This window comes from Providencia sp. PROV197, assembly GCF_028479625.1.
GTDB lineage: Bacteria > Pseudomonadota > Gammaproteobacteria > Enterobacterales > Enterobacteriaceae > Providencia > Providencia vermicola.
Window position 1 is genome coordinate 1 of the sequence record NZ_JAMPNZ010000011.1, and the last position, 20,587, is coordinate 20,587.

13 protein-coding genes and 1 pseudogene are annotated in these 20,587 nt (G+C 42.5%); 5 read left to right on the forward strand and 9 right to left on the reverse strand.

What is annotated here, in order from left to right; translation table 11 throughout:
- Window positions 1-132: 132 nt before the first annotated feature.
- The 7 genes from PR808_RS05525 to PR808_RS05555 form a co-directional block, all read right to left on the reverse strand.
- Entirely contained in the window at window positions 133-1,521 is a 1,389-nt protein-coding gene (locus tag PR808_RS05525; RefSeq protein ID WP_272538895.1) for an amidohydrolase family protein, read from the reverse strand.
- A 125-nt stretch (window positions 1,522-1,646) separates the two neighbouring features.
- Window positions 1,647-2,597, reverse strand: a complete 951-nt coding sequence (locus PR808_RS05530) for a carbamate kinase family protein (protein WP_206085118.1) — start codon at window positions 2,595-2,597, stop codon at window positions 1,647-1,649.
- Window positions 2,598-2,671: 74 nt separating this feature from the next.
- Complete coding sequence (locus PR808_RS05535; RefSeq protein WP_206085117.1) at window positions 2,672-4,234, reverse strand: xanthine permease; 1,563 nt, start codon at window positions 4,232-4,234, stop codon at window positions 2,672-2,674.
- Window positions 4,235-4,509: 275 nt separating this feature from the next.
- Window positions 4,510-5,925, reverse strand: coding sequence for a DUF1116 domain-containing protein (locus PR808_RS05540; protein ID WP_206085116.1), 1,416 nt, complete (start codon window positions 5,923-5,925; stop codon window positions 4,510-4,512).
- Window positions 5,925-7,475, reverse strand: coding sequence for an acyl-CoA synthetase FdrA (gene fdrA, locus PR808_RS05545; protein WP_272538896.1), 1,551 nt, complete (start codon window positions 7,473-7,475; stop codon window positions 5,925-5,927). The genes PR808_RS05540 and fdrA overlap by 1 nt, the downstream gene beginning before the upstream one ends.
- A complete protein-coding gene (locus PR808_RS05550) occupies window positions 7,465-8,388 on the reverse strand; it encodes a DUF2877 domain-containing protein (RefSeq protein ID WP_272538897.1) in 924 nt (307 codons plus the stop codon). The genes fdrA and PR808_RS05550 overlap by 11 nt, the downstream gene beginning before the upstream one ends.
- 148 nt (window positions 8,389-8,536) lie before the next feature.
- Window positions 8,537-9,142, reverse strand: a complete 606-nt coding sequence (locus PR808_RS05555) for an ankyrin repeat domain-containing protein (RefSeq protein ID WP_206085113.1) — start codon at window positions 9,140-9,142, stop codon at window positions 8,537-8,539.
- 600 nt (window positions 9,143-9,742) lie between these two features.
- Here PR808_RS05555 and PR808_RS05560 point away from each other — a divergent pair.
- The gene (locus PR808_RS05560) at window positions 9,743-10,678 is read left to right on the forward strand and encodes a LysR substrate-binding domain-containing protein (protein WP_206085112.1); all 936 of its coding nucleotides are present in this window, start codon (window positions 9,743-9,745) and stop codon (window positions 10,676-10,678) included.
- Window positions 10,679-10,937: 259 nt separating this feature from the next.
- Here PR808_RS05560 and PR808_RS05565 read toward each other — a convergent pair whose 3' ends face one another.
- Together PR808_RS05565 and PR808_RS05570 are read right to left on the reverse strand one after the other, a co-directional pair.
- The gene (locus PR808_RS05565; RefSeq protein ID WP_272538898.1) at window positions 10,938-11,795 is read right to left on the reverse strand and encodes an alpha/beta hydrolase; all 858 of its coding nucleotides are present in this window, start codon (window positions 11,793-11,795) and stop codon (window positions 10,938-10,940) included.
- A 152-nt stretch (window positions 11,796-11,947) separates the two neighbouring features.
- Window positions 11,948-13,996: a TonB-dependent receptor domain-containing protein gene (locus PR808_RS05570; RefSeq protein ID WP_272538899.1), complete on the reverse strand. Its 2,049-nt coding sequence runs from the start codon at window positions 13,994-13,996 to the stop codon at window positions 11,948-11,950.
- Window positions 13,997-14,258: 262 nt separating this feature from the next.
- Between PR808_RS05570 and PR808_RS05575 the strand changes: the two genes are divergently transcribed.
- The 4 genes and pseudogenes from PR808_RS05575 (at window position 14,259) to emrA (ending at window position 20,580) form a co-directional block, all read left to right on the forward strand.
- Window positions 14,259-15,341 (forward strand): efflux RND transporter periplasmic adaptor subunit, encoded by a 1,083-nt coding sequence (locus PR808_RS05575; RefSeq protein ID WP_272538900.1) that lies wholly within the window; start codon window positions 14,259-14,261, stop codon window positions 15,339-15,341.
- The gene (locus tag PR808_RS05580) at window positions 15,338-18,424 is read left to right on the forward strand and encodes an efflux RND transporter permease subunit (RefSeq protein WP_272538901.1); all 3,087 of its coding nucleotides are present in this window, start codon (window positions 15,338-15,340) and stop codon (window positions 18,422-18,424) included. Before PR808_RS05575 ends, PR808_RS05580 begins: the two co-directional genes overlap by 4 nt.
- A gap of 108 nt (window positions 18,425-18,532) precedes the next feature.
- Window positions 18,533-18,758: pseudogene (locus PR808_RS05585) on the forward strand (type II toxin-antitoxin system Phd/YefM family antitoxin).
- A 649-nt stretch (window positions 18,759-19,407) separates the two neighbouring features.
- The gene (gene emrA / locus PR808_RS05590) at window positions 19,408-20,580 is read left to right on the forward strand and encodes a multidrug efflux MFS transporter periplasmic adaptor subunit EmrA (protein WP_272538902.1); all 1,173 of its coding nucleotides are present in this window, start codon (window positions 19,408-19,410) and stop codon (window positions 20,578-20,580) included.
- The last annotated feature ends 7 nt before the right edge of the window (window positions 20,581-20,587 follow it).

A 20,587-nucleotide genomic window follows, 5' to 3' on the forward strand; every position in this document is an offset into this window, starting at 1 on the left:
TTGGTTTTGAAAATAGACGAGGAAAATCAATTCATTGATTTTCGGCTGATAACACAAAGCAGGAAAAACCACGCTTTTATCCTGCTTTGTCAACAACCTCATAGCGCCGATCGGCGCTACTTTGCATGAGTGTTATGCAACCGATTTTTGCATAACACCATGGGCAAGGTTACCTTTATGGAAGCTTGCATGTCTTGGTGAAATACGTGCAACGGCTTCTGCGGAGCAAGACGCATCAACCAACACAAAACTTGCATCATCCCCTTTTGCAGGCCACACCTGCGTTCCTTTTTCATCTAGCGGCAGAATATTGCCAGTCGCGATTGCCAGTGAACGTGATAACGAAAGTTCGTCAGGGCGGGTATAAAGCTGTGCGTATAAATTGGCTTTTTCCAGCATATCCCCAAGGCCAAATGGCGACCAATGGTCAACCACGCTATCTGTTCCAGTCATCACAAATACACCATTTTTATTGAGTGTTTTCAGTGGCATATGCAGTGTGCCAATCGGTACGGTTGAGGCAATGGTGATTTGTTGTTCTGCTAGCTGCTTTGCCGTTTTTTCAGCTTGTTCAGGGCTTAATGTTGCCAGTGCAAAGGCATGGCTGATGGTGACTTTTCCACGTAAGCTGCGGTTTTCATCCACAGTTTTAATCATATACTCGATAGCAGCAAAACCTGCTGGGCTGGTTTCATGTAGATGAATATCCACGCCTTTATTGTAATCCAAGGCGATTTGGAACATAGCATCAAGGGATTTTTCCATCGCGCCATCGACATTGGTTGGGTCTAAGCCACCGACGTAATGAGCGCCTGCTTGCATGGCTTCACGCATTAATGGCACTGATTTAGAGAGTAATAACCCATGTTGCGGGAACGCGACAATTTCGCAGGTCAAATCTTGTTGATGTTCGCCCAGTACTTTTTGTAGCGCTTCTAAATTTTTCAATCCAGAAACAGGTTCGATATTGCAGTGGCTGCGTGCAATGGTGGATCCTTGGGATTGGATCAAGTTGATCAGCGCGTGCGCTCTTTCTTCGGTGAAAGGTTGCAACTCGGGCAACATTTTTTGCTCAAGTGCGATCATATCCATAATTGTTTTACCTTCACGAGATGCAGGGGCTTGCCATGGGCCACCGTAGAAGGTTTTATCGAGGTGAATATGCATATCGCGAAACGCAGGCAACATTAGTTTGCCTTGTGCGCTATAGGTATTTAAGGCGCTATTGGTATGTTGTTTATTCGGTAAAACCGCAACAATTTTGCCCTGATCGATTTCAATGGTTTGTAAGGCTGTTTTCGTGCCGATTACTGTTGAATCACGGAAGTTAAACCCTGTTTCCAGTAACACATCATCGAGATAGTAGTGCTTGTCGGTGATACTTGAAATAGCGGATTGCCCAGCGGGTTCGTTTTGTGCATTGGCGATACTCGACATCGCGCCAAACAAGGTGCAAGCGGCAGCCACTTTTGCACCTGTGGATAGGAACTCTCTTCTGCCGGATGGTCTTTCTGCTGTCATAGAAACTCCTTTTTGGGATGGCACTTAACCGCCCAGATCATGTTCAAACGATCTGGGAGATTATTAAACTGCGAGACGGATAAGACATTCGCGGATCTTGATAAGAAGATCTGCGAATCTAACATTTACCCTTTAACGATGTGGGTACCTGTTTCGCCGCGTAAGGCCTCAGGTAATTTTTCAGGGGTAGTGATAATTACACGCTTGCCGCCGTTGGCAATAAACGACAGGCTTGCTTCAATTTTTGGCAACATACTACCTGCAGGGAAATGGCCTTCTTCCATATAGCGTTGCATATCGCTGGTGGACGTTTCTCCGAGGGTTTTTTGCTCTGGTTTACCGAAGTGTATGCATACCTTTTCGACACCTGTGGTGATAATCAAAATATCGGCATTCAGTTCTTTGGCGAGCAATGTGGTTGATAAGTCTTTATCAATTACCGCATCAACGCTTTTGTATCCACCATTTCCATTATCAATAACAGGAATACCCCCTCCGCCAGCAGCAACGACCACATAATCGTGCTCTGTTAAGGTGCGTATGGCTTTTGATTCAATCACTCGCTTTGGTTCTGGAGAGGCAACAACACGGCGGTAACCGCGGCCAGAGTCTTCCACAAAATGCCACGTTGGGTTGGTTTGTTGCAGTTCGTTGGCTTGTTCTTGCGTGAAGAATGCACCGATTGGCTTTGTTGGTGCACTAAAGTTCGGGTCGTTTTTATCCACTTCCACTTGCGTGACAACCGTTATCGCTTGGCGATTATGGCGCTTTGCAAGGACGTTAGTGAGTGCTTGCTGAACTAAATAACCGATCCCACCTTGTGTGTCTGCAACGCAGTTAGCGAGCGGTGTTAATGGTAAGCCTTCGGTTTCGTGGGCGATTTCAGCACGACGTAAATCCAGCCCAACTTGAGGTCCATTTCCATGAGTCAAAACAATGTTGTAGTCACCTTCAAGCATGTCACTAATATGGTGTGCGACTTCTTGGACGGCTTTTTCTTGAGCTTCGATAGACTGGCTGTTGTTATCTTTGATAATACTGTTGCCCCCGATGGCAACAACCACGAGTTCTTTCATTGTTAATATTTCCTGATACAGAGAGTTCGGATAGTAGGTGTACAGCGCACACCTACTAGGCAAGGTTGGCTGCATTACACTGACTTGCTGAGCTTCTCAGACTTTTCAGCTTGTTGTTCTTCAACCGATTTACGGCTATCTAAAAAATGCTTGAGTACAAATAAAGCCGCCATCATGAGGTAAGCGTAAACAAACATCAAGGTTGAACCCGTTGCAATTCCTACCGCTGGGGAGTGAATAATTCCAAAGAATACTAATATTGCACCTGCAGCTGCGGCAATCGCACCACGTAATGGTTGATTGAGGATGGCGAAGATAGCAATACAACCCCACAACATACTCGCTAATGGTGCGCCGTTACCTAAATGAACAAGTCCTTGGTAATAAACGCCTTTATGTAATAGAACTTCAGTACCAATCGCACTTGCAGAGGTGCCTGCAGCTCCCATCACACTGTTCACCATGGTAAGCGCCCAGTTGGCAATCCATGGGAACAAACAGATAAAGATGACAGGGACTTCCACTTTTGGCGTTTCTCGCACCACCTGGTTAGCAGTAACAACCCCAATAAACACCAGAATTGGCACGATAGCGGTCATTGGGATGATAGCTAACATAAATGCACCAATACCGAATAATGGCACGATAAACATGGTGATACCGGATGCTAAGGTATAGCCCACGCTTGCGCCCATTGCTTTCCAACCTGCGTGGCCCACGTAAACAGTGACAGGGAATGGGTTACCCATAAAGCAACCAACTGTGGAAGATAAACCGTTCGCTAACATGACTTTACGTGTGTTGTATTCATCACCTGCGGCGTGCGCACTTTCAATGTTTTCAAGGTCAAAGATATAGTTTGCTAAGCCCAATGGTACCGCAGATGCTAAGTATGGCAGCGCGTGTGGTAAGCCTTGGAAGAAGCTATCAATGTGGATACCAGGAGGGTTAAAACCAAATGACGCCATAGAATCTTTAATTGCTTCGGCACTTTGTAAGCCAGAAACCCATGCCAATACGGTACCTGCGATCAACAGCAGCAAACCTGTTGGAACGCGAGCAAAGATAGGCTTTTTACCGAACCAGTTAATGAAGATTAACAGTAAAACCACAAAAGAAACGGTCGGTGCTTCAAATGCTTGCAGCATTGGGTTCATCGCCAGAAGCAGTAAACCTAAGCCAGACAAACAAGATAACAGCACGGTACGTGGGATCATCTTACGGATGGTTTCACCTAAGAATGAACCACCGACTAAAATCATCGATTCTACAAAACACCAAACCAAGGCGATTTGAATGGCAAACTCGGCATTCTGCGTGGTTTGGTACACGGGCATAATAACTAAGAACGTCACGGTGAAGATGGACGGCGCACTTGGGCCAGAAGGCAGTGCGGTCACATCATTACGACCCGTTTGTTTGATCATTTGCTGACCAAAGTAGGCATAACTGATGCTGGCGAGTAAAACAGCGAAGCCAAAAGCGGGAGCGATGCGGCCGTAAACAATTTCGGATGGGATCCCAACGACGAAAATTAATAAGCCCATCATGGTGAGGAGGTTGGTTAAGTTATTGGTCATTAGGCCAAAATAGGCGGCTAAATCCCCACGTTTCCATTTGATGTTAAGTATACTCATTTTAAGTATTCCCCTGTATACCCGTCATTACCCTTCATACTTTAAGCTGCAACTGCGTTGGCTGCTCTCGGCTACTCAGGTCACATACTGATGTATGCTCCCTGAGATATCCTTGCTTGCCGCCTTGTTGCAACTTAAATTACTTTGGGTAATAGCTTACTTATTTTAAGTCGCAACTGAGTTGGTTTTATTTCACTTTGGTATGCTAATAACTTGGGTATTGATGTTTTATTATTGCCCGACTTTAGTCGGGCGTTATTTTTTATTACTGGAAACTAAGCGTATTTCTGTGCGTAGGCCAACATGGCTTTTTCAAAGCAATCAAACGGCGGGTGAACGATACCTGCGCCAATCATGCCGATACCTGCATCTTTATGGGCAATTGCTGTATTGATGACAGGTAAAATACCGCTAGCTGAAACTTTCGTAATATCAATGGCGGTTGGGATCCCCATAAAGCCGAGTAATGGGATAGTCACATTCGGGTTTTCGCCTAATGTGATTTCGCGCATTTGACGAGAGAAATCCACCGCTTCTTCTACTGTACCGCCGACTAATGCGACGATTGCGGGGGCCGTTGCCATTGCGAAGCCGCCGATACCATAGGTTTCAGTGATTGCTGAGTCACCAATATCTAAGCCCGAATCTTCAGGTTTATAACCTGCGAACATTGGGCCGATAACTTGCTGTGAAGGGCCTGTAAACCAATGACCTGGTAAGCCACTGATACGCAAGCCAAACTCATAACCGTTACGCGCCATCGTCGTGACCACAGTGCTGTACTCAATGCCGTGTGCCGCATCCATTGACGCTTTACACATGGCCATCCATGTTGGGCCTGAGAAATAATCACTGCTTGCGACGAAATCAAACACGTCTTTTTGCTGTGCGACAGAGAAATCGGTTTGGATAATCCCAGTGGTTAGCGCTTGAATGAGCAATGTAGTGCCCGCGTTATTACGGTTATGACACTCATCCCCCATATGCAGCGCTTGTGCTAACATCAAACGCAGGTCAATTTCACCAACAATTTTCATGGCGTCGCGTAGCATTGGGCCCAAGACATCACGCATCCAATTTAAGCGGTCAATCACGCTTTGGTCGTTTGCACCCATGCGCAGAATTTTGGCCATTTGCTCACTCAGGTTCGTGAATGCGCGGTTACCATAAGTCTTGTTTTCAACGATATGCATAAACATCGATGCAGACGTCACTCCAGCCATGGAGCCCACACAATCGTGCTCATGGCACGGAGAGAAAATAATCTCACCTGATGCCGCAACTCGCTCAGCATCCGCTAAATCTTTCGCAAGGCCTTCAAAGACCAGAGCACCTGTTACCGCACCTTTCATTGCGCCGCACATGTCTTTCCATTCCACTGGCGGGCCTGCGTGTAAAATGGTGTTTTTTGTCATCCCTGGCACAACGTTAATCGCTTGGTCGTAGCCGATTAATACAGGTTGGGACTGAATAATACGTTCAAGAGCTTGTGCGTTAGCGGCTTCAATTTTTTCTTGCAGCGCGGCATTTCCTTCGATTTGGTCGAGAGCGCGAATAACCGCAACGTTGCCTTGTCCAGGTGGTGTCCATGTTAAATGCGTCACTGGAACATGTTGTTTTTTCAGGTCATCACTGAACATCTCAATACCCACATTGATGACACTTAATGGTTGCTTAAATAATGTCGTCATTATGCATTCTCCCCTTTCCACACAAACTCACGTCCTAATAACCCAGTATTGGTGCTGCTGCTTGCCCAAATCACGCCTGCATCAGTCAGCATTTTGACCTGTGCATCCATATTTGGTGTGTCTTGGTCTGTACCTAGCACATATCCTAAAATTTCTAATTCACGGCCATCTTTCTTGACGATATTTTTGGCTTCTTTGATAGCGTCAATCATTACGCCAACAGGGTCTTCGTGAGAACCAAAGCCAAGGACAAAGTCCATCATGATGACGCCAACTTCTGGGTCGCGGGCTTCTTGCAGTAAACGCTCAATACGGTTTGTTGGGTCGATCATTGGGTGTGGTTTACCATTGGTAAAGTCATCATCACCAAAGTCGAGGAACGTGTGGGCAATACTTTTGTTTAAATCTTTTAAGCGATATTCAGGGTTTGGCTGGATATTGCTGTAAACATCGTCATATTTTTCCAGAGCCGCAAACATGGCTTCATCACACAGTGTACCGCCACAGAACAGGCCGCGAATGTATTTTTGCTCAGGTTTGAGTTTAGCTCGTACTTCATCGATTAATGGCAGGTTCAGTGGGTGCAGGTCTAAATCTTCTTTACGAATCCCTGTTAGCAGAACCGCTTTCAGTGCCGCCTCTTTGGTGCCTTGTGCAAAGGTTAGTCCTGGTTTATCTTCTGGTAGTGGCTGGCTACCTAAGAAACAGACAACAACGGGTTTATGGCATTTTTCAGCTTGCTCCAGCACTTTTTTTGCAACCGCTGGTGCTGGTGGCTTAGAAATTAACGCGATAACTTTCGTTTCTTCATCCGCATCAAGCATCTTCAGGGCATCAATCATCATGATACCGCCGATTTTTTCACTTAAATCGCGACCGCCTGTACCGATTAATTGAGAGACGCCAGCGCCGAACTCATGGATACGCACGCTCAGCTCTTGGCTACCTGTACCCGACGCACCAATAATCCCAATACTGCCACGGCGTACATTGTTACCAAAGCACAGTGCGGTGCCATTGATAATCGCGGTTCCGCAGTCAGGGCCCATCATTAATAAGCCTTTTTTACTGGCAAGTTGTTTCAGAGCCAATTCATCTTCAATGGAGACGTTATCTGAGAACAACATGACGTTAAGGTCATTTTCTAACGCAATACGCGCTTCACGAGCAGCAAATTGCCCATTGACAGAAATCACCGCTAAGTTGGCATCTGGAATGTGTGTTTTCGCGGAATTGATAGTGGCGTATTTTGCTTCATGGGATCCGCCACCTTGATTTTTCTTATTAAATAATTCTTCGATAGCAATTAATGTTGCATCGTTGGCTTCATCACTTGGCCCTTTAATCACAATCATTAAATCGCCATTTTTGGCTTCTTCTAACTCAGCAGTTAATAACCCTAAATTACGCAGAACACCTTTATTCATCTCCGTTGCCATCGCGACAAAAGCTTGCTCAACATTATCGAGCTGATTGGCTTTAGTCGAAATAGACATCAGTGACACGGAATCAAAATAGGTATTTTTCTTTATGACAACTTTAGTCGACATGTCTTTCTCCGAAATAGTGAGTGAGATACAAAGCGTCGCGAAGGCCAAATAGCATGTCGCTGCCTGAACTCGACCCGATATTTAAAATCTCTAAAAATTGTGGATAAATATTTGTCTCTTGCGCATCAACTAATGATTGAATTAATTGCTGCATGTTTTCGCGATATTCTTGGTTTAAGGCCTTTTCTAACGTGATGGCGCTAATGGGGGTCGTTTGGCTTTTGCTTTGTGTTATCCCTTGATAAAAAGCAGGGAATAAAGTGCAAGCAGGGTGACCTTTTAATAACAAAAATGCCATTAACCCAACTAAATAATCATCACCAGAAGGCGTAAGCCCAATACCTAACCCAACAAATTGCTTAATAACCTTGGTAATACTTTGTTGGTCTTTGTTAATTAATGATTCAATTAGATTTAGACGTAATTGAACCAATTGTTTTGATACGGTTAGATAAAATAAGTTATCTCCCTGATAATTAAATAGAGAGCTTGAGTTATCCTGTAAAATAAAATCTAAACTTTTAATTTGGTTTGTTATATATAACAAATAGTTTTCGTTAATTAATTTTTTAGAATCAAAATTAATTTTTAATGGTTGCCAGTGTTTACATAAAGAAAACGAAATTGTGTAATTTTCACCAATATTCCATTCTTTATTTGAGAGATAAATAGGGTCTCCTGCTTTTAATTTTAAAAGAGAAAAGTCAGTATTTATTAATCGGCAACTATTTGGTGCATTATCTAACGAAGAGCAAAGTAATGAATAAAGGGTATTCTCTACCGTAAAATTAATCGCTTTATTGAATACCTGCTCTACTTTTCCTAAAGACTGCGGCTGATGTAAAAGGTTGAGAAAATGGTTATCAGCCGTGAGCCCGTATAATATTTGCCGATGGGATATGGATGCGTTCACATGCCTCCTTATCTCTACTCGTCATACTTCAAGTTGCATGGGTGTTGACTGCACTGAGCTAGCCGAATCATATACTTATGTATGCTCATCGAACTATCTTCGCTTGTCGCCTACATGCAATTTGAATTATTTAGAGTATATGGTTTAGTTACGCGCCCGCGGCAACCAGTAGTTCAGCAATTTCGTGATAGCCTTTCTCACGTGCAAGTTCTAACGGTTTTTTGCCATATTTATCCGTCATATGCGGGTTTGCACCATGTTCTAATAGCAGCTTAACGATTTGCTGTTGCTTCTCGCCACCGTCATTTAAGACGATAGCTTCAAGGAGCGGAGTCCAGCCCACAAAGTTGGTGTGGTTGACGTTAATTTCTGTTTTTTCGAGCAGTTCACGGACTATCTCAACGTGGCCTTTTTCACTTGCTGGCGTGATCCCCACACCACCAAAACGTGTTAATAAATCTAAATTTGGTTTTGCCGGTAACACTAGGCGTAATAATGTTAAGTCGTTATTCAAGCAGCTTAATAAAAATGGGTTAAAACATGTTTGGTCTTGTTTATCGATGTCTGCGCCTGCATTAATTAGAAAAGAAACACATTCATAATGTTTATTGAGACTTGCATTCACAATAGCGGTACGGCCTTGGCGGTTGGTTGTGTTGATATCCACACCTTTTTCAAGGCAACCTTTTAATAAATCTAATTGCCCTTTTTCAGCAGCGGTTAAAAATTCTTGAGAAAGTGTGCTGGCGGTCATTATTTTCCCCTTAGGTTGGCTTATTGATATTGCCAACATAGATAAAGACAATTTAAAGATTATTTATGATGGTTAGAGCATACCAATTGCGATTAATAAAAAGAATCCATTTAAATTTAATTCATCAATGGGAGGCTCTATTGTTGAATAAAATTCAATAATCAGCCTTTTTTGTGCGTGTACGCATTATTTTTCATCCTTTTTTGACGTTTTTTGCCTGTTTTTTACTCGTTTTTATCGATTATTTTTAATTAATAGAGAACGGTGAGACGTCATTATTCTGTTCTGTGACGTACATCAAATTGAAGGTTTTATGATTGTTAAATTTGTGATTAATTTGATCGCGGTCAGGGTAAATGTTAATACTTGGTTTGGGTATTTAATTCAATAATATTAAGTATTTTGATTATTAATAGTCTCTCAGCTTTTGTGGTTAAAATGACAGCTTAAGACAAATGAGATTAAAACACTTCTTCTTGGCAATTATTCTGTTAAGCTATCAATAAATCGGTTGAAAAATAGCCTGGTTTTCAATCTATTGAATAATATTCACATAAAAAGCCAATTTGATTAAAATTAAAACACTTTGGGAAGGCGAGTATGAACTCAATTTTTACTGAAGAAAATTTATTGACCTACACTACCGCAGCTAAATTTGCGAGCTTCAGTAAAGCCGCAGAAGCATTAGGTATTACCACATCGGCCGTGAGTTATACTATTAAGCGTATTGAAACTTATTTGGATGTCGCGTTGTTTATACGTGATACTCGCAATATTGAATTAACGGAAGCGGGTTATTATTTTTATCGTAAGGCAACGGACTTACTGAATAACTTTCATTCCATTCAAAAAAGTATTTATTCTATTGAACAAGGTATTGAAGCGCGGGTGCGCATCTGTATTAACCAACTTTTATATACCCCTTACCATACGGCTAAGTTACTGCAAATATTAAAGAAACAATTTGCTACTTGCCAAATTACTGTGACGACCGAGGTGTATAACGGTGTATGGGATGCAATTATTAATAACCATGCAGATATTGCGATTGGCGCACCGGGGACATTAATGGATGGCGGTGGAATAGATTATACGGAAATAGGCGCGATTCATTGGCAGTTTGCCATTGCGGCAACACACCCACTCGCATTAATGCCAGAGCCGATTGCTGAAAGCCAGTTGCGTCTTTATCCCAATATCATGGTGGAAGACACCGCAGATACGATAAATAAACGAGTTGGATGGTTACTGCATGGGCAAGAAGCGATACAGGTGCCAGACTTTAATACCAAATGCCAGTGCCAAATATTGGGCGAGGGGATCGGATTTTTGCCAGACTATATGGTGAAAGAGCACGCTAAGAGTGGCCGATTAGTGGTCAAAAATATTCAAAACCCGCGGCAAGATTCTAATATGCTATTAGCCACACAGCATTCAGCAACAGGGCAAGTGACTCAGTGGATACGCAAATCATTCACGGAAAATGGGGTTTTAGCCGATCTTTACAGTGACCTGCTAAAACCCATTAGTGGGTAGGTAGGGGGTGTTTATCTTTGCCACGGATTTTCACCACTAAAAGGTCAAAAAACAATCCCAAAAATGGATGAATGTGTAAGTCGAGATTTGTGCTCAAAACTGTGCTTAAAGGCTGCCCTACGGGTTCGATTAAAGCTCGTTTCACTCATTTGATGCTACGTTGAGAGGCCCTTGCCTAATTGACTAGGCGGCGACCCTCTCGCCTTGCCTAAAATGGCTTTAATTCAAATGAAAATTGACCATCAAAGATAAACAACCCCTAGTGCGTGGCAACCGCCAACGCTTTATTGATGGCATCGGGGATCACGCTTCCGTGGCTTTTACCCTCAAATAAAGTGAATTCACATACTCGCTGATGGGTTTGAATTTCAGTGCACACTTGGCGGGGACTGATCCAACTTTTGCGGTTTTGGTAGTTTTGGACTTGTTCTGCCGTTAACTTGGACAAATCAGGGGTCTCTTCTAAGCCACCCAAAGTGACAAAAATAGGTGCTGTGGCTTGTTTTTCAGTGAGTTTCGCTAGTTGCACCATTTCACCTTTCCCCCACCACAATGACGGACTTGCTGAAACATAGTACTGAAAATCATCGGGTTTTTGTTGATAAGCCATTAAGGTGAATAACCCACCAAATGAATGGCCGAATAAGGTTTGTTTTTGCTTATCAATAGGAAATTGTTGTTCAGCCCAAGGGCGCAGTGTTTGGCTTATAAACTGGTACAATGCAGGTGCTCCCCCACCATGGCTAAAGTCTTCCCCAGACACGGGCGGAGTATAGTCATAGGTGCGTAAAGCCTTTGGAAAGGCCTCATCAACGGGGTAACCGATGCCGATAATAATGGGTAGTGAGTCTTTATTGAGTGTTTCCACGGCACGGTTGACGACTTTTGGATATAACCCATTTCCATCAAGCATATACAGTACAGGGCGCTTGGCCGTGACGTTATACGGCACGGCACTGTAGATGCGTAGTGCTCGGTCGCCATAAGCCATATCCGTCTGTTTAATATCGTAAAATTGTGCGACGTTATCATCCAAAGGCGGAATACTTTGGCTAGGGCGAGCAATGGCATTACTGGCGATACAGAGCAATAAGCTAGCGGTGAATAATTTGTTCATATACTCGTCATCCTTCAAGCTGCATGGTTGTTGACTACGCTCGGCTACCCGAATCACATACTTTTGTATGCTCATCGGGATATCTTCTCTTGTCGCCTACATGCAACTTGAATGATTTAGAGTATCGAATAGGTAGCCTACAAAAATTAAAATTAGAAACTGACGTTAATGTTCGCCCAATAACGGCGTCCATCTTCCACATCCCAGTTTCCATCTACTTTATCAATTTTAGGGCCTTTTTCATTACCAATATTGAGCACCGCAAAGTTCAACTTGGTATTTTTTAATACTTGATAAGTTGCGCCCACATCCATGGTGGTATAGCCGCTACGGTAACGAGGAACTTTTGAACCGTTGCGCTGTGCTGCCCATACTTGTTCACCAGTATATTGTGCACGTGTATACAAATTGAGATCTTCGTTAAACTGCCAATCTAATTTCGCATTAGCCATATGTTTTGGTGTTTTATCCAATGGATAGCCTTTAAGTGAAATACCATTACCGAGTTTTTCATCATCACTTTTACGCTCTGAATCAGTGTAGGTGTAGTTGGCGCTGAATTTCCAGTCTTTAGCAATTGGAATACCTGTTGCGATTTCAACTCCTTTAACATTTGCCTTACCGACATTGTCATAAGTATAGAGATTTAGGTTTGAAAGCGGGTCTGGATTGCCAGTGTTATAGCTGGTTAACTTGTTTTTAAAGTCAGTATTAAATAGGGTCAGGCTGGCATCAAAGCCCGACTCATGGTTATAGGCAATGCTGATTTCTTCACTAACACTTTTTTCAGGTTTCAGGTCTGGATTACCATAAATAATCCCATTTCCACCTTCTGTAGAAGTGCCATAACCTTTACTGACCTCACGTAGTGTTGGCGCACGGAATGCAGATGACACGCCACCTTTAATGGTGATTTCGTCAGTTAGATAATAAACCGCGTAACCGCGAGGGTTCCAGTGGTTACCGTAAGTTTCATGGTGATCTAAACGTAATCCACCCGTTAGAATGAGGTCATCAGTTGCAGTAAATTCGTTTTCAACGAATAAAGCAGATTGGTCGACACTCATGCTGCTATTTTCAAATTTTCCTTTTGAAACCAATGAGCTGTCTTTGAGTTTTGAGTATTGGTATTGACCACCGACTGTTAAGATGTTGTCAGGTAAGAACGCAACAACTTTACCATCTACCACTGTATTAGTAATTTCAGGTACACGGTCTTCATAGCGGTATTCAGTCAGCTTAGTGATGGCATCTTTAATTTCTGTTTTGGTTTTTTTCTTCGTACTTTCTTGATAGACACTTAACTCTGTATTAAACGAATCCCATTCACCTTTATAAGTCAGCGCGGCGTGGTTTCGGTTATTGTAGAGTTCGGTTTTTTTATTATATTGTTTTGATTGTCCGCGCATTTCATATTCAGCAAGGGATTTGCCCGGGGTTTCTTCTCTTTCTTGCAGTGTTCTACCTGCTTCTAAAAGGAAGGTTTGATTTTCAGTTGGTGTAAAACTTAGCTTAGCGGTGAGACTTTTGTTGTCTTTTTTGTAGTGGCCATCTGTAATTTTATCTTCCTGACGATAATCACCACCGCCGTATAACTGCAAGCCTAATTTATCTTTAACGAGTGGGCCTGACAGATAGAAGTTACCGTCGGTGGAATTACCGCTATCACTGTTTTCTTGGATAATCGTGCCTGTTGTTACGCTACCGTGCCATTCATTAGTTACCTTCTTGGTGATGATATTGATAACACCACCCATTGCATCGGAACCATACAGGGAAGACATTGGTCCACGGATCACTTCAATGCGCTCAATGGCTTCGACGGGCGGCATAAAGCCCGCTTCAAAACCACCGCTGCCATTTGGGCGTGACTCACGGCTGTTTTGGCGACGGCCATCAACCAGTATTAAGGTGTATTCACCGGGTAAGCCACGGATATTAATATCTTGTTTATTGGCTGAACCCACAATGCTGACACCTTCTACGTCTTTAACCGCATCAGCAAGGTCGCGCACAGGTTTGTTTTGTAACTGTTCGGCGGTGATCACCGTAATACTGGCAGGGGCATCGCGTAATTGTTGTGAATAACCTGATGCGGTGACGATAAGTTTGTCTGAATCTTCTGCTGCTGTCGTACTAAATGAAGCCAAAGCCGCGCAAATACCTGCGGCGACAAGTGTGTAGTGATGTTGCTTAGTCATAGTAATCCCTAGCAAATGTAAATGAGAATGATAATTATATTGTTTGCGAATAGTATCACTAAAACATATCGGAAATAAATAATTGGCTAGCTAATTTATGGTCGATATTTGATCTCAGTTAATAATTTTCCCGTATGGCAAAAATGCACTTGATGATTTTTGCCAAGCTTAACGAAAAATTAAGGTTTAACTTTGGTTTATGGAGTTTAGGGTTAAGCGAAATTACAGTAGCGCGAGCGTCTACTCGGGAATTTTATGACTTATGAAACACATTTTTTTAGCCATTTCATTATTTTTCATCTGCTTGAATATGCAGGCAGAGGAAATTCGCCTAAGCGTCACAAACCCAAAAAATGTGATGGCGGTTGATGTCGTCAGCATTCCTGGCAAATTTGTGGCAAAAAACGAAATTTCGATTGGTTCTCCATTGCAACAGCAAATGGTTACCGCAGTGTTTGTGGAAGAAGGGGAATGGGTTGAAAAAGGGCAATTGCTCGCGACGTTGGAATCACCGATCCAAAGTGCAGGGGTTAATCAATTAAAAGCAGAAATTGATAAAGCTGCGGCATACATTAAACAACAAGAAGCACTCAGCGCTCAATCTCAACAAGAGCTGCAACGCTTATCACCGCTGGCAAAAACAGGGGTGATTTCGGCGAATGAATTTGGCAAAGCCAAATCAGAAGCAGCCGCACAGAGCGCATTGTTAACAGCAAGCCGTGCAGAGCTGCGCCAACTCAAAGCCCAGTTAATGCGTGAACAAAGCCAAGAAGACAAATCGAAAATTATTGCCCCTGTTTCGGGGGTGATCAGTGAACGTCACGCCATGAATGGTACGCTGTCAGATAACAGCTTGTTATTTAAGTTGATTGAAAATAATGAATTAGAGTTTGAAGCGCAAGCTCACCCTTCCGAACTTTCTCGCATTGTGGGCAGTAATCCCGTGGTGATTAACCTTGATGAAAACCAATCAGCATTGGGGAGATTACGTTATTTGTCGCCAAAAATAGATGCATTAACCCAACTTGGAAAAATCCGTGTGGCGCTTACAGAGCCGACTAAACAAGTGCGTCTAGGTGAAACGGGCACCATGGTGTACAGAAATTCACCCTGTGAACAGCTATCGCTACCTTATAGTGCCATTCGTACAGAACCCAATGGCGAACGTTATATTTTTACTGTGACAGACGGCAAAGTGGCGAAACAAAAAATACAAATTGGCAAAATTCAGCAAGGGCGAGTGGAAGTGTTAACACCATTAGCGCCGAGTTTAGATGTTGTGGCTTATGCACAAGCTTTTTTATCAGATGATGACATTATTGTGCCTGTAAAGGATAGCCAATGAAATTACAGCTATCTTCTTGGGCCATTACTCGGCCGATTCCGACAATAGTGATGTTTTTGGCATTAACTATCGCAGGGTTATTCTCCTTTAATCAATTACCTGTAACTGCCAACCCTGTGGTGACGTTTCCGATTGTCACTGTCACCGTAACACAAGATGGTTCTTCGCCAACAGAGCTGGAAAATGCAGTAACAAAGCGGGTTGAGCGCGCAGTATCTGGAATACCTGGTATTCGCCATATTACCTCTTCCATTAGTGAAGGTGCATCGACCACGACTATCGAATTCGATCTTAGTGTCGATGCCCACGTGGCTACCAATGATGTGCGCGAAAAGATGGGGCAAATCCGTGGAGAGCTACCCCAAACAATAGATGAGCCATTGATTAACCGCGTCGATGTCGAGGGTGGGGCTATTCTACGTTATGCCGTTTCGTCGGAAACTGAATCTCTCGCGGATTTGTCTTGGTTTGTGGATGACACTGTGAGTAAGCAATTGATCACGGTTCCAGGGGTGCAAAAAGTCAGTCGCTTAGGGGATACCGAACGCGTGATCCGCATTGAACCCGATGCGAACAAATTAGCTGCGATGCAAATCTCCATAGCCAGTATTAATGAATTACTGAAAAATAATCACCAGAACTCAGCGGGTGGTAACTCAAAATATAACTCGTTGCTGCATACCATCCGCGTATTAGGTGAAAAATCGACCGCGGATGAGATTAAAAACATCATGTTACCCGTTGATAATCAGCAATCGGTACGGTTAGGCGAAATTGCCAATATTTATGATGGCCATAAGAATGTGAAATCTATTTCGCAGTTCAATGGTCAGGACGTGGTGGGTTTTGCGGTTTATCGTGCCAAAGGCTCCAGTGATACCAAGGTGGAGCAAGGCGTCGCTGAAGCGGTCGAAAAATTACAAAAAGCGAATCCAGATATTGATATTCGCCTGATTTCCTCAACGGTTAAATATACAGAATCGAGCTTCTTTTTAACCATTCAGACCTTATTAGAAGGGGCTTTTCTTACCGTCATTATCGTCTTTTTCTTTTTGAAAAGCTGGCGTGCAACGTTGGTGGCGGCAGTGGCATTGCCGTTATCGATATTGCCGACCTTCTTTGTATTAGCTCTGTTTGATTACAGCTTGAACAGTATTACGTTGCTGGCTTTGACATTGGTTATTGGGATATTGGTAGATGATGCCATTGTTGAAATTGAAAATATCCAAAAATATATCGAACGTGGCGAACGCCCCTATTTAGCGGCACTAAAAGCATCTGATGCCATCGGTTTTGCAATTGTGGCAATCACATTAACCATTGTGGCGGTGTTCTTGCCTGTCAGTTTTATTGGGGGGTTTGTTGGGCAATATTTTGTGCCATTTGGTGTGACAGTTTCAGCGGCTGTGCTCTGTTCATTGTTAGTGGCTAGATTGGTGACGCCGTTAATGGCGGCTTATGTGCTGCTACCGCAAAAAGGCGCACACGACGGCGTAAAAATTCCAAATTGGATAGCGCGTTATACGCGGTTTTTATTACTCACGTTAAAACACCGAAAATTAGCATCTGCATTGGCGGGGGGCTTTTTAATTGGTTCAGTCGCAGTGACTAGCTTGTTACCTGTCGGTTTTATGCCAGATGGTGATATCAGTATCAGCCAAATCAATATTGAGCTGCCACCAGGTACGCCGGTTGAGCAAACGCAGCAAAAAATGAATGAAATAACAAAACAGTTAAAAGATAGACCTGAAATTATTTCAACTTATACAGTGGCAGGGATAGCGGACGACTCAGAAGGGGTTGCTCAACACAAAGGCGAAATGATCCTCACTTTGGTTGAACCAAGTGAACGTGAATTATCACAAAAGCAATTTGAGCTTGAAATAGGGAAGTGGCTAAGTGAAAAAACAGATGCACGTTATACCTTTAGCAACAGTAATGGTGGCAAAGAGTTCTCCTTAATGTTTACAGGGACGGATCCTCAAGAGCTTGAAGCATCAATGCAAAAACTGCGTGATGCCATGGCCAAAGTGGAAGGGTTGAAAAATGTTCAGGTCATGAAACCGCTATTACGTAAAGAGCTAATTGTTAAGCCCAATTTAGTGGATATTGGCCGAACGGGTGTCAATGTTGAGGAGATCGCCAATACATTACGTATTGCGACCATGGGGGAGGCTAACTCACGTAGTGCCAAATTTAATTTACCCGATAGGCAATTGGCGGTGCAGGTTATTTTACCTGAGCATCAACAAAATAATATTGATGTACTGAATAATTTATATGTGAATAGCACAGGGGAGCAAGCTGTACCGTTAAAATCGGTTGCTAAAATCGACTCCAGTGATGGGCCTTCACAAATCGAGCGGATTAATCGACAAAGACAAATGTCGATAGAAGCCAATTTAGAAGGGCTAACACTTGGTGAGGCATTGGAAATTGTGGTGCAACTCCCTGAATACCAACAATTACCCCACAGCGTTTCACAAGTGGAATATGGCGATATGGAATATATGATTGATATGTTCGAGCGCTTTGGTACCACAATGGTATTGAGTATTTTGTTAGTCTTTGCCATCTTAATTGTGTTGTTTAAGGACTTTATGCAGCCAATCACCATACTTGTCGCGCTACCGTTTTCTATTGGCGGTGCCATCATCGCCCTTGTTTTATATGGTGCGATGATCGATTTACCTGTGATTATCGGTATTTTGATGCTGATGGGGATTGTGACCAAAAACTCGATTTTGCTGGTGGAGTTTATTCTTGAAAAGCAGCGCTCGGGAATGCCAAAAGAAGCAGCAATCATAGAGGCAGGTCAGGAGCGTATTCGACCAATTATCATGACGACATTTGCTATGATTGCAGGGATGATCCCCTTGGTATTAACCAGCGGTGCGGATGCAGGGTTTAGGGCACCAATGGCGATTGCGGTGATTGGTGGCTTATTGAGTTCGACAATTTTGAGTCTGTTATTTGTGCCGGTGATTTACAGTTTGATGGATGATTTAAAACATAAATTATTACCGCAATTGGCAAAACTCACCTCTGTGACGCAAGAAGACCGCAATATTAAACAGTGGTAAATAAAAGCCGGCCAATGTGCCGGTTATTGCTTTAAACATTGAGATTGCTGGAAAATTGCCGCTGGCCTATATTTAGTTCTTGAGTGTCGTATTGATTAGGAGTAGACCATGAAAATAGAGGCTATTAGCTATATTAAAAAGCATGCTGCAGGACTTGAATTATCAGAGCCTATTTTAGTAACTCAAAATGGCATTCCTGCATATGTCATTGAATCTTATGAAGATAGAAAAAAAGGATGAGGCAATTGCATTACTTAAATTACTTTCTATTTCAGAAAAAGATAGTAAAGAAGATAAATTATATTCACGTGGCCAATTATTGGATAGGCTCTAAACGACCATGATTGGAACGATTGGATGATAGTTAATTTTAAGTATACAGAAACGTTTATTAGCTCGTTAAAGGAATTAGGTATCGGGAGAAAACAGGCTAATTTACTCCTTGATAAATACGAGAAACATTTATCCCCATTTCCAGAGTGTTGTTCAATACCTGAATATCTTCAAGATATTGGTGTCTCAAGGTATAGAGGATACTTATCACCAGAAAACTATACAATCCTCTATACGTATGAAATAGCCGAAAATACGATGATATCCCATGCCATCATTCCTCAACGTCAAGATATGATGAGATTATTATTTAATCGAATGATAGAGCGCTAAATATTTTAGTCATATTTAAAATGCATCAAAAAAAGAAGGGTTATTATCGAACTAATGTATTCAATATATTTAATTGATATTGATTTTATGCAAATTGAATGAAAGTTATCTAATTATGACTAATTTCATTTAAATTAATCATAAAATGAATCTATTATAATAAGTTGTTATTTTTTTATTTATTTGATATTTATCAATGAATTATTTATTTTTTATGGTGATTGTTTTATTTGTAAAATATTAGCCCTTGCTTTATTGTATTTACTTCCTGAATATAGGGGGAGGATTAATATTGATTTTAGACCCTGAGAGTTATTATGAGTCAATCAACCCATTCAGAAACAAATAATCAAAAAACGAAAAATGAAAAACGCCGAACAATATGGATGACCATTGCGACAATAATTATTCTTTTATTATTTGTAGCCTATGGTGTGTATTGGTTTTTAGTTTTGCGTTTTCAAGAATATACCGACGATGCTTATGTCTCGGGTTTGCAAATCCCTATTATTGCGCAAACAACAGGCAATGTTACCCAAGTCAATTTTGAAAATACTGATTTGGTGAAAGCAGGGGATGTTCTGGTGGTGTTGGATAAAACCAACGCTCAACTGGCATTCGAACAAGCTAAGCACGATTTAGCGATCACGGTACGCAAAACCAAAGAGCTCTATATCAACGGTGATGAGTATCAGGCGCAAATACAGAAAAACCGTATCTCACTTGCGCAAGCTCAGAAAGATTACCAACGCCGTGCTGCACTTGGGCGCAGCGGAACAATTTCAAAAGAAGATTTGCAACATTCCCAAGAAGCAGTGCAACTCGCACAAGCGGCATTGGATATTTCCATTCAGCAATACAACGCAAACCGTGCGTTATTGCGCAATACCTCATTAAGAAAACAGCCTGCCATTCAGCAAGCCGCTGATAGTGTGCGCAGTGCGTGGATCAATTTACAACGTACTGAAATTAAAAGCCCAATGACAGGCTACGTTTCGCGCCGAAATGTGCAAGTGGGTTCCCAAGTCAGCCCACAAAGCTCTTTAATGGCGATTGTGCCTGTTCAACCTGTTTGGGTGGATGCTAACTTCAAAGAAACCCAGCTGGAAAAAGTACGCATTGGGCAGCCTGTTACCCTTAACAGTGATTTTTATGGTGATGACATCGTGTATAACGGCACAGTAGTTGGCTTAGATATGGGAACAGGAAGCGCATTTTCATTATTGCCCGCGCAAAATGCGACGGGGAACTGGATCAAAGTGGTTCAACGCTTGCCTGTAAGGGTAGAGCTTGACCCTGAGCAGGTGGCAAAACACCCATTGCGTATTGGCTTATCAATGAATGTCACCATTGATATTAAAGACCAAAATGGCCCTGTGTTAGCCGAAGTTCAGCGTACAACGCCCGCGTTTGAAAGTGATGTGTTAGTGCTAAAATTGGCAGATGTCGACCACATTATCGATAGCATTATCAGTGATAATGCGGACTAGCTCGTAA

Bases quoted from the DNA above. Each gene is read 5' to 3' on its own strand.
- PR808_RS05525 (WP_272538895.1), bottom strand. From the start codon at position 1,521: ATGACAGCAGAAAGACCATCCGGCAGAAGAGAGTTCCTATCCACAGGT.
- PR808_RS05530 (WP_206085118.1), bottom strand. From the start codon at position 2,597: ATGAAAGAACTCGTGGTTGTTGCCATCGGGGGCAACAGTATTATCAAA.
- PR808_RS05535 (WP_206085117.1), bottom strand. From the start codon at position 4,234: ATGAGTATACTTAACATCAAATGGAAACGTGGGGATTTAGCCGCCTAT.
- PR808_RS05540 (WP_206085116.1), bottom strand. From the start codon at position 5,925: ATGACGACATTATTTAAGCAACCATTAAGTGTCATCAATGTGGGTATT.
- fdrA (WP_272538896.1), bottom strand. From the start codon at position 7,475: ATGTCGACTAAAGTTGTCATAAAGAAAAATACCTATTTTGATTCCGTG.
- PR808_RS05555 (WP_206085113.1), bottom strand. From the start codon at position 9,142: ATGACCGCCAGCACACTTTCTCAAGAATTTTTAACCGCTGCTGAAAAA.
- PR808_RS05560 (WP_206085112.1), top strand. From the start codon at position 9,743: ATGAACTCAATTTTTACTGAAGAAAATTTATTGACCTACACTACCGCA.
- PR808_RS05565 (WP_272538898.1), bottom strand. From the start codon at position 11,795: ATGAACAAATTATTCACCGCTAGCTTATTGCTCTGTATCGCCAGTAAT.
- PR808_RS05570 (WP_272538899.1), bottom strand. From the start codon at position 13,996: ATGACTAAGCAACATCACTACACACTTGTCGCCGCAGGTATTTGCGCG.
- PR808_RS05575 (WP_272538900.1), top strand. From the start codon at position 14,259: ATGAAACACATTTTTTTAGCCATTTCATTATTTTTCATCTGCTTGAAT.
- PR808_RS05580 (WP_272538901.1), top strand. From the start codon at position 15,338: ATGAAATTACAGCTATCTTCTTGGGCCATTACTCGGCCGATTCCGACA.
- emrA (WP_272538902.1), top strand. From the start codon at position 19,408: ATGAGTCAATCAACCCATTCAGAAACAAATAATCAAAAAACGAAAAAT.